The 10,230-nt window shown below is 67.7% G+C and carries 8 protein-coding genes; 7 read left to right on the top strand and 1 reads right to left on the bottom strand.

Going from position 1 to position 10,230, the window contains the following annotated elements:
• Positions 1-763: IS1634 family transposase (locus CKO28_RS13210; protein WP_437127628.1), on the bottom strand; the 763-nt coding region annotated here is incomplete at its 3' end.
• 380 nt (positions 764-1,143) lie between these two features.
• Here CKO28_RS13210 and eno point away from each other — a divergent pair.
• The 7 genes from eno (at position 1,144) to lipA (ending at position 10,203) form a co-directional block, all read left to right on the top strand.
• Positions 1,144-2,421, top strand: coding sequence for a phosphopyruvate hydratase (eno, locus tag CKO28_RS13205; protein WP_200341255.1), 1,278 nt, complete (start codon positions 1,144-1,146; stop codon positions 2,419-2,421).
• Between the two features lie 191 nt (positions 2,422-2,612).
• Complete coding sequence (locus CKO28_RS13200) at positions 2,613-2,957, top strand: FtsB family cell division protein (RefSeq protein WP_242480544.1); 345 nt, start codon at positions 2,613-2,615, stop codon at positions 2,955-2,957.
• 354 nt (positions 2,958-3,311) lie between these two features.
• Positions 3,312-4,415, top strand: coding sequence for a pyruvate dehydrogenase (acetyl-transferring) E1 component subunit alpha (gene pdhA, locus CKO28_RS13195; RefSeq protein WP_200341254.1), 1,104 nt, complete (start codon positions 3,312-3,314; stop codon positions 4,413-4,415).
• A 191-nt stretch (positions 4,416-4,606) separates the two neighbouring features.
• Complete coding sequence (locus tag CKO28_RS13190; RefSeq protein WP_200341253.1) at positions 4,607-6,100, top strand: pyruvate dehydrogenase complex E1 component subunit beta; 1,494 nt, start codon at positions 4,607-4,609, stop codon at positions 6,098-6,100.
• A gap of 117 nt (positions 6,101-6,217) precedes the next feature.
• The gene (locus tag CKO28_RS13185; protein ID WP_200341252.1) at positions 6,218-7,642 is read left to right on the top strand and encodes a pyruvate dehydrogenase complex dihydrolipoamide acetyltransferase; all 1,425 of its coding nucleotides are present in this window, start codon (positions 6,218-6,220) and stop codon (positions 7,640-7,642) included.
• Positions 7,643-7,763: 121 nt separating this feature from the next.
• Entirely contained in the window at positions 7,764-9,167 is a 1,404-nt protein-coding gene (lpdA, locus tag CKO28_RS13180; protein WP_200341251.1) for a dihydrolipoyl dehydrogenase, read from the top strand.
• A gap of 28 nt (positions 9,168-9,195) precedes the next feature.
• Positions 9,196-10,203 (top strand): lipoyl synthase, encoded by a 1,008-nt coding sequence (lipA, locus tag CKO28_RS13175; RefSeq protein WP_200341250.1) that lies wholly within the window; start codon positions 9,196-9,198, stop codon positions 10,201-10,203.
• Positions 10,204-10,230 lie beyond the last annotated feature (27 nt).

The following is a 10,230-nucleotide window of genomic DNA, read 5'->3' as shown; positions in this document are numbered from 1 at the left end:
GGACCACGCGCGCGAGCCCGAAGCGCTTCTTGAGCTTGTCGATCTGGCTGGTGAGCGTGGTCGGGTCGGCGGTGTCGCCCTCGAACACCTCGACCGCGATCGGCACGCCCTCCGGGTCGCAGAGCAGACCGTAGACGATCTGCGGCCGGTCTGCGCGATGATCGCGGCTGTAGCCGTGCCGGGCGAGCGCGCAGCAGCGGCCCTCCAGATAGGACGAGCTGACGTCGTAGAGCGTGCCCTCGCTGAGATGCCGGTTGGCGAGCGCGGTCTCGATGTGCGGCTGACGCGCCACCAGCCAGTCCAGCGCGGCGTAGACCTCATGCTCGCGCACCTCGCCCAGGCCCAGGCGCCCGTTCAGGCTGGAGGCGGCCGTCTCAGCGTTGAGGGCGCGCACGGTGGCGAGCTTGGAGCAGGGCTGGATGATCCGCTGGGCGATCATCGCCAGCACCAGGTCGCGCGACCGCTGATCGGCCGGCCGGCTGCGCCGGCCGAGCAGCAGTTTCGGCAGGCCCAGCCGCTCGGCCGTGCCCAGCACGGCGGCGACGTGGCCGTGCGGCAGCGAGCGCGAGATGGTCAGGGCCTGCTCGGCGCGTTCCACCGCGACGCCGCCTTTGAGCAGGGTCCGCAGGCCCTCGACCAGGTCCGTCGGCCAATCGCTCAGATTGGCCACGGTGCGCTTTTTGATCTTGCCGCCCTCGCGGCGGCTTTCCCGCAGCAGGACGGCGGGCGGCGACTGGCGATTGGGGACTGACTCGATGTACATGGCTCATGCGAATCGTACCGAGATCCTGATGTCAAGGATAGACCACCGTCGTTTACATGGGTACACAAAGCCGCCCACAGCCGGATTCTTTGTTCACATTGAGAAACTTAGCCGGCTACCCAATAAAAAGTTCCGTTTAAAGTTCGCCTTAAGGGAGAACCCATCGTCGCCCTGGTGACCCCGATACCGTTTACCGAGCCGTACTTTCTAAATATGTCCGATGCCGCGCATGCTTGTGTTAGCAGTGCTCAAGGTCGTATGTCCGCTGCAAAGCACTCATCACGAATAGCGGGACGGCTTGGCAGGGACGTGGACGAACGAATTCCCGACTATGCTCAGTCACCTTCACAGCACCCACGCATACGGAAGAAGAGGCAGCCATGAGCGCCATCGTTGAAGTCCGCGGCCGGGAGATCCTGGATAGCCGCGGCAATCCCACGGTCGAGGTCGATGTTCTGCTGGAAAGCGGCGCCTTCGGGCGGGCCGCGGTGCCCTCGGGCGCGTCCACAGGCCAGCACGAGGCGGTCGAGCGGCGCGACGGCGACAAGGGCCGCTACCTCGGCAAGGGCGTCCAGGACGCCGTCGCGTCGGTGAACCACGAGATCCAGGACACGCTGCAGGGCTTCGAGGCGGGCGACCAGGTCAAGCTCGACCGCACGCTGATCGCGCTCGACGGCACGCCCAACAAGGACCGGCTGGGCGCGAACGCGATCCTGGGCGTCTCGCTCGCCGCGGCCAAGGCGGCCGCCGAGGAGGCTGGCCTGGAGCTCTATCGCTACGTCGGCGGGGCCGCCGCGCGCACGCTGCCCACCCCGATGATGAACATCGTCAACGGCGGCGAGCACGCGGACAACGCGCTCGACTTCCAGGAATTCATGGTCATGCCGGTCGGCCAGGACAGTTTCGCCGAGGCGCTGCGCTGCGGGGCCGAGGTGTTTCACGCCCTAAAGGCCCGGCTGAAGAAGCACGGCCACAACACCAACGTCGGCGATGAGGGCGGCTTCGCCCCGGCGGTCAAAAGCACCAACGAGGCGCTGGAGCACATCACAGGCGCGATCCAGGACGCCGGCTACACGCCCGGCAGCGAGGTCGTGCTCGCGCTCGACTGCGCGGCCAGCGAGTTCTTCGAGCACGGCCAGTACGTGCTGGCCGGCGAGGGCAAGACGCTCGATAGCGCCCAGTTCGCCGACTATCTGGCCGAACTGTGCGACAACCACCCGATCGTCTCGATCGAGGACGGCATGGCCGAAGACGACTGGGAAGGCTGGGCCGCGCTCACCAAGCGGATCGGCGACCGGGTTCAACTGGTCGGCGACGACCTGTTCGTCACCAATACCGAGCGGCTGGCGCGCGGGGTGCGCGACGGCATCGCCAACTCGATCCTGGTCAAGGTCAACCAGATCGGCACCCTGACCGAGACGCTGGAAGCGGTCGAACTGGCGCACAAGAACGGCTTCACCGCGGTGATGTCGCACCGCTCCGGCGAGACCGAGGATGCGACGATCGCCGACCTCGCGGTCGCCACCAACTGCGGCCTGATCAAGACCGGCTCGCTGTCGCGCTCCGACCGGACGGCGAAGTACAACCGCCTGCTGCGGATCGAGGAAGACCTCGACATCGCCGCCCATTTCGCCGGGCGCGGCGTTTTGCGGCAGTAACGGCGTGGGCCCGGCGCGCTTTCACCCCGGCGGCTCGGACGTCGTCGGGGTGGGGCCGCCGGACTCGCCAGACGGAATGAGCGACTCCGGCCCGAGTCCAAAACCAGAACATTAAGGAATCGGGTCCAAATTTCTGGAATCCCTGACTTTTCGTCGTTGACGGCTGCGCCGGTGCATGATTCGCTGCGGGCATGGCCATGGTCCGTGAAATACGTCGGCGCGCGCGTCAGATCGCCCCGCAGGTGCTGTTCGCCTGTATCGCGGGCTATTTCGCGTATCACGCCGTGCAGGGCGAACGCGGGCTGCTGGCCTACGTTCACCTGCAGCAGCAGTTGCAGCAGGCGAAGGCGGTGGACCGGGCACTCGATGCCCAGCGCGCCGAGTTGGAACAAAAGGTCAAGCTGCTGCGCCCGGACAGTCTGGACCCCGACATGCTGGAAGAGCGGGCCCGCGAGGTGTTGAACTACACCCGCGAGGACGAGGTTGTCGTGATGTCCCCTCTCGAGAGCCGGCCGCAGACCGGGGGCGATCGGTAGCGCCACCGCGTCCGCGGGCGCCGGCGTCGAGCTGCCGCCGTTGCCGTTCAGACATGGCGCGGTCCGGTTGGCGTCGGGCGCGATGTTGCGCTGCGGGCCTGCGCGCGGCAGACCGCGGCACCGGGCGCGGGCGCCCAATTGCCCGACAGACGTTACTTCGCCTGCCTTAACTAATCTACGGTTATTCATAGAAAATATATGTCTGACAGGCACTTATGCGATCTCCGGGATGCCCGAGAGCGCCTTGCGTTCGGGGGGCTATGGGCCTAGGCTACCTGCGACGCAGGTGCCCAACACGGGCGCTAAGCGATGAACAGCGCCGGTTTAGAGCGCGGTCGATCAACAGGGGTAGGTATGGCCAGTAAGAAGGGCGGCTCCGCCAGCGCCGGGACCACCGGCGCGCGCAAGACGTCGACCAGCGGCAGTTCGACCGCGGCGAGGTCGAAGTCCCGCAGCAGTACCAGCCGGTCGTCCAATCAGGACCCGACCCATGGCCTGTCGAAGGACCGCCTGCTGCAGCTTTACCGCGACATGCTGCTGATCCGCCGGTTCGAGGAGAAGGCGGGCCAGCTGTACGGCATGGGCCTGATCGGCGGCTTCTGTCACCTCTACATCGGTCAGGAAGCCGTCGTCGTCGGCATGAAGGGGATCACCAACGACGACGATCCGGTGGTCGCGTCCTACCGCTGCCACGGCCACATGCTGGCCTCCGGCATGGAGGCGCGCGGTGTGATGGCCGAGTTGACCGGTCGTTCCGGCGGCTACTCCAAGGGCAAGGGCGGCTCGATGCACATGTTCAGCGTCGACAAGTCGTTCTACGGCGGACACGGCATCGTCGGCGCGCAGGTGCCGGTCGGCACCGGCATCGGCTTCGCGATCAAGTACAACGGCGAGAGCAAGGTCTGCCCGACCTACCTGGGCGACGGCGCCGTCAATCAGGGGCAGGTTTACGAGTCGTTCAACATGGCCGCGCTCTGGCAGCTGCCGGTGCTGTATGTGATCGAGAACAACAAGTACGGCATGGGCACCAGCGTCGAGCGCGCCTCCGCGACCACCGAGCTGTACCAGCGCGGCGAGGCCTACGGCATTCCGGGCGAACAGGTCGACGGCATGCACGTGCTCAACGTCATGGCCGGCGCCCAGCGCGCGGTCGACCACGTGCGCTCCGGCAAGGGTCCGTACATTTTGGAGATGCTGACCTACCGCTACCGCGGCCACTCGATGTCCGACCCGGCGAAGTACCGGTCCAAGGAAGAGGTGCAGAAGATGCGCACCGAACAGGACCCGCTGCTGCGCCTGCGTGAGGTCATGGAAAACCACGCCGGGGTCACCGAGGACGAACTCAAGCAGGTCGACCGCGAGATCAAGGATCTGGTCTCCGAAGCCGCGGAGTTCGCGCAGAACAGTCCCGAGCCCGACCCGAGCGAGCTTTACACCAACGTCGTGATGGAGGCGTAGCCCGCGCGCCGGGACGCCCGATCCGCAGATCCGGCGGGCGCCCGACGGGCGCGCCCGCCGATCGAGGCGATGCCTGCCAAACACCCCGGACCGCCGCGTCCGTCCGCACCGCGGGCCGCAGCCGCGTGCGAGGCGCCGCGGCGGAGACCTCCGGGGATCAAAGAAGAACCGCTCTGCTCTGGGAGGGGTGGATGCCCATCGAAGTGCTCATGCCGGCGCTGTCGCCGACCATGACCGAGGGAAACCTCGCGAAATGGCACAAAAAGGAAGGTGACCCGGTCGCCAACGGCGACGTGCTCGCCGAGATCGAGACCGACAAGGCGACCATGGAGGTCGAGGCGGTCGACGAGGGGACCATGGGCCGCATCCTGGTGCCCGAGGGCACCGAGGGCGTTCCGGTCAACCAGGCGATCGCGCTCCTGCTCGGCGAAGGCGAAAGTCAGGCCGATCTCGACAAGGCCCAGCCGTCGGATGGCGGCGGGGGCGCCGGTCAGCCCCAGCCGGAAGCCCAGGCGGCCGATGGCGGCGGCGCGCCGCGCCCTGCGCCCGCGGCCGCCAGTGCGCCGCCCGCGGGCGAGCAGGTCGACAAGGCGATGCGCGACGCCGAGGGCAACGTGAAGATGCCGCCCACGGTCGCCGAGGAGCCGCGCACCTCGTTCCCGTCGAAGCAGCCGGACGAGCCGGAGTGGACCGGACCGACCAAGACCGAGACGGTCCGCGAATCGATCCGCGACGCCATGGCCGAGGAGATGCGCGCGGACGACCGGGTCTTCCTGATGGGCGAAGAGGTCGCCGACTACGAGGGCGCCTATAAGGTCACGGTCGGCATGTTGAAGGAGTTCGGCCGCCGGCGCGTGGTCGACACGCCGATCACCGAGCACGGCTTCACCGGGCTCGGCATCGGCGCGGCCTTCTACGGCCTGCGGCCGATCGTCGACTTCATGACCTGGAACTTCGCCATGCAGGCGATCGACCAGATCATCAATTCGGCGGGCAAGAAGCTCTACATGTCTGGCGGGCAGATCCATTGCCCGATCGTGTTCCGCGGCCCGAACGGCCCCGCGAGCCGGGTCGCCGCCCAACACAGCCAGGAATACGCCAGCTGGTACGGCCACATCCCGGGGCTGAAGGTGGTCTCGCCCTACCACGGCGCCGACTTCAAGGGCCTGCTGAAAAGCGCGGTGCGCGACCCCAACCCGGTGCTGATCCTGGAAAACGAGCTGCTGTACGGCCACAGCTTCGAGATCCCGGACACCGACGACTGGACGGTGCCGATCGGCAAGGCCTGCGTGCGCCGGCCGGGCACCGACGTCACGCTGGTCGCGCACTCGCTGATGGTGCACCGCGCGCTGGAAGCGGCCGAGCGGCTGAGCCGGGACGAGGGCATCGAGGCCGAGGTCGTCGATCTGCGCTCGATCCGCCCGTTCGACGTCGACACGGTGGTCGCCAGCGTGAAGAAGACCAACCGCGTGGTCTCCTGCGAGGAAGGCTGGCCGTTCGCCGGCATCGGCTCCGAGATCGCCGCGCTGTGCATGGAGTACGCGTTCGACTATCTGGACGCGCCGGTCACGCGCGTATGCGCCAAGGACGTGCCGCAGCCCTACGCCGCCAACCTGGAAAAACTGGCCATCCCGGGCAGCGAGGAGGTTTTCCAGGCCGCCCGGCAAGTCTGCTACCGCGCTTAAGCAAGCCAGCCCGCGCCCGACCGCCGGGCGCCGGGCCGCCAGGGGACACGACGCCGCGCGCCCGGGAGCCCGTCTCACGACCGCCCGCGCGGCCGAGATCAAGGGGAGCCGTCAAAGATGCCCGTCAATATCCTCATGCCGGCGCTGTCGCCGACCATGACCGAGGGCAACCTGGCCAAGTGGCACGTCAAGCCGGGCGACACCGTCTCCAGCGGCGACATCGTGGCGGAGATCGAGACCGACAAGGCGACCATGGAGGTCGAGGCGGTCGACGAGGGCACGGTCGGCAAGCTGCTGGTCGAGGAAGGCACCGAGGGGGTGCCCGTCAATCAGGCGATCGCCATCCTGTTGGAGGAAGGCGAGAGCGCGGCCGACCTGGACAAGACGCCCGCCCCGCCAGCCGGCGACGGTGCGGACGGCGGCGGCGCGCAGCCGGCCGCTGAGAGCGGTGGCGGCGGGTCCGCGGGCGGCGCCTCCGGCGCGGGCGGCAGTTCCGCGCCGCAGTCGGCCGCGTCGGCGCCGGGCACGCACGCCAGCCTGGAGAACGCGCCGCCGGCCCCGCCGGCGCCCAAGGACGCGTCGGGCAAGCGCGTGTTTGCCTCCCCGCTCGCCCGGCGGATGGCGAAGCAGGCGGGGATCGACCTCGCCGGCCTGAACGGCAGCGGTCCGCACGGCCGGATCGTCCGCTCGGACGTCGAGCAGGCGATCGAGCGCGGCACCCCGGCGCAGCAGCCCGCGGCCCAGCCGGCCGGCCAGCCGCAGGCGCAACCGCAGCAACCGGCCGCGCAGAAGCAGCCGGCCCCGGCGCAGGGCGTGGACGCCAAGGCTTCCGCCGAGCAGCTCGGCATGGCCTACGAGGAAGTCCCGCTCAACAACATGCGCAAGACGATCGCCAAGCGCCTGAGCGAGTCCAAGCAGACGGTGCCGCACTTCTACCTGTCCGTCGACATCGAGATGGACGAGGTGTTCCGGGTCCGGAAGGAGCTGAACGACCGGGCCCAGGCGCGCGGCGAGGACTACAAGCTGTCGGTCAACGACTTCATCATCCGGGCCTGCGCGCTGGCGCTGAAAACGGTGCCGCAGGCGAACGCCGCCTACAACGGGTCGAGCGCGCTGTTCTTCGAGCACGCCGACGTCTCGGTCGCGGTCGCGATCGAGGGCGGCCTGATCACCCCGGTGATCAAGAAGGCCGAGACCAAGGGCCTGGCGACCATCTCCAAGGAGATGAAGGACCTCGCCAAGCGCGCGCGCGACGGCAAGCTGAAGCCGGAGGAGTACCAGGGCGGCACCTTCTCGCTGTCCAACCTGGGGATGTTCGGGATCACCAACTTCCAGGCGATCATCAACCCGCCGCAGGCCTGCATCCTGGCGGTCGGCAAGTCCGAGCAGCGCCCGGTGGTCAAGGACGACGCGCTGTCGGTGGCGACCATGATGTCGTGCACGCTGTCGGTCGACCACCGGGTGGTCGACGGCGCGATCGGCGCCAACTTCTTGAGCGAGCTTCGCAAATTGCTGGAAGACCCGATGAGCATGCTGCTCTAACTGCTTGAAGAGAGAGCAAGATGCTGAAAGGTGGCTTCACCTTTCCGCATCGTGCTCTAGAGCAGCGCTGGCGGCGTCATCCGGCACCACTGACACGACCCGATAGGACAGGGCGGACCCCATGGCCGAGAACAGCTTCGACATCGCCGTCGTCGGCGGCGGGCCCGGCGGCTACGTCGCCGCGATCCGGGCCAGCCAGCTGGGCTTCAAGACCTGCGTCGTGGAGCGCGAGCACCTGGGCGGGATCTGCCTCAACTGGGGCTGCATCCCGACCAAGGCGCTGCTGCATACGGCGCAGATCAACCATCTGCTGCACTCGCTCGACCAGTTCGGCTTCAAGGCGGACAACGTGTCCTTCGACGTCGCCAAGGTGGTGAAGCACAGCCGCGACACCGCGAACAAGCTGTCGCAGGGCGTCACGCACCTGCTGAAGAAGAACAAGGTCACGGTCATCGACGGCCACGCCAATCTGGCCGGGCAGGGCAAGCTCGCGGTCGAGAAGGACGGCAAGCACGTCCAGGACGTCCAGGCCAAGCACATCATCTTGGCCCCGGGCGCGCGGGCCCGCCAGCTGCCGCACGTCGAGGCGGACGGCGAGAGCGTCTGGACCTACAAGGACGCCATGGTGCCCAAGCAGATGCCCAAGAAGATCCTGGTGATCGGCTCGGGCGCGATCGGCATGGAGTTCGCCTCGTTCTACCACGACATGGGCGTCGACGTGACGGTGGCCGAGGTGGTCGATCGCATCCTGCCCGCCGAGGACCGCGAGATCTCCGACTTCGCCCGCAAGACCTTCGAGAAGAAGGGCATCAAGATCCATACCGAAGCCAACGTCGAGAAGGTCGACAAGGGCAAGAACGGCGCGACCGCGACGATCAGGACGAAGGACGGCAAGACCCAGCAGCTGGCGGTCGACAAGGTCGTCCTGTCGGTCGGGATCGTCGCCAACACCGAGAACCTCGGCCTGGACGGCACCAAGGTTCAGGTCGAGAAGTCGCACATCAAGACCGACCAGTGGATGCGTACCGGCGAGCCCGGCGTGTACGCGATCGGCGATGCGACCGGCGCGCCCTGGCTGGCGCACAAGGCGAGCCACGAGGGCGTGATCTGCGTGGAGAAGATCGCCGGGCTGAACGATGCCCACCCGCTGGACTACAAGAAGATTCCGGCGTGCACCTACTGCAGCCCGCAGGTCGCCTCCGTCGGCCTGAGCGAGCAGGCGGCTAAGGACGCCGGGCACAAGGTCAAGGTCGGCCGCTTCCCCTACCGCGGGAACGGCAAGGCGCTCGCCATGGGCGAGGACAACGGCATGGTCAAGACGGTGTTCGACGAGACCACCGGCGAACTCCTGGGCGCGCACCTGATCGGCGCCGAGGTCACCGAGCTGATCCAGGGCTACTCGATCGCCCAGACGCTCGAGACCACGGAGACCGACCTGATGCATACCGTGTTCCCGCACCCCACGCTCTCGGAGATGATGCACGAGAGCGTGCTTGACGCCTACGGCCGGGCCATCCACTTCTAACCGACGGATTACAGCGTCACGGGGCGACATGACGACAGTGGACAGCCAGCCGACCGAGAGCGCCACCAGCCGCACGTTCAAGGGCCAGACCAAGGACCTCAGCGGCAAGGTCCGGCATCCGGAAAAGGCGCACAAGCCGGACAATCCGGTGGCGCGCAAGCCGGACTGGATCCGCGTCAAGGCGCCGACCTCGCGGGAGTACCAGAACACCAAGAAGGTGGTCCGCGACAACAAGCTCCACACCGTCTGCGAGGAGGCCGGCTGCCCCAACATCGGGGAGTGCTGGGCCAAGGGTCACGCCACCATGATGATCATGGGCGAGACCTGCACGCGCGCCTGCACCTTCTGCAACGTCGCCACCGGCAAGCCGGAGCCGCTCGACCCGTTCGAGCCCGCGCGCGTGGGCGACGCGGTCGCCCAGCTGGGCCTGCAGCACGTGGTGATCACCAGCGTCGACCGCGACGACCTGGATGACGGCGGGGCGGAGCACTTCGCCCGCGTGATCCGCGCGATCCGCCATCAGGCACCCGGCACCACGATCGAAATCCTGACCCCGGACTTCCTGCGCAAGGACAACGCGCTGGAAACCGTCGTCGCGGCCAGGCCGGACGTCTTCAACCACAATCTGGAGACGGTGCCGCGGCTCTACGTCCCGGTCCGTCCGGGGGCGCGCTACTTCGCCTCGCTGCGCCTGTTGGACCGGGTCAAGGACCTCGACCCGACGATGTTCACCAAGTCCGGCATCATGGCCGGGCTCGGCGAAACCAAGGAAGAGATCCTGCAGGTGATGGACGACCTGCGCAGCGCGCGGGTCGACTTCCTGACCATCGGTCAATACCTGCAGCCCACCCGCAAGCACCACCCGGTCGACCGCTTCGTCCCGCCGGACGAGTTCAAGACCTACGAAAAGCGCGCCTACAACAAGGGTTTTCTGATGGTGTCCGCGTCCCCGCTGACGCGCTCCAGCTACCACGCGGGCGAGGACTTCGAGCGCCTGCGGGCCGCCCGCGAAGCCCAGCAGGCCGCCGCGCAATAAACCCGCCCCGCGCGCGGCATCCGTACC

It is taken from the genome of Rhodovibrio sodomensis (assembly GCF_016583645.1).
Taxonomy (GTDB): Bacteria; Pseudomonadota; Alphaproteobacteria; order Kiloniellales; family Rhodovibrionaceae; genus Rhodovibrio; species Rhodovibrio sodomensis.
The sequence above is the reverse complement of the archived record's forward strand: the minus strand, read 5'-3'. Positions and strand labels throughout refer to the sequence as shown.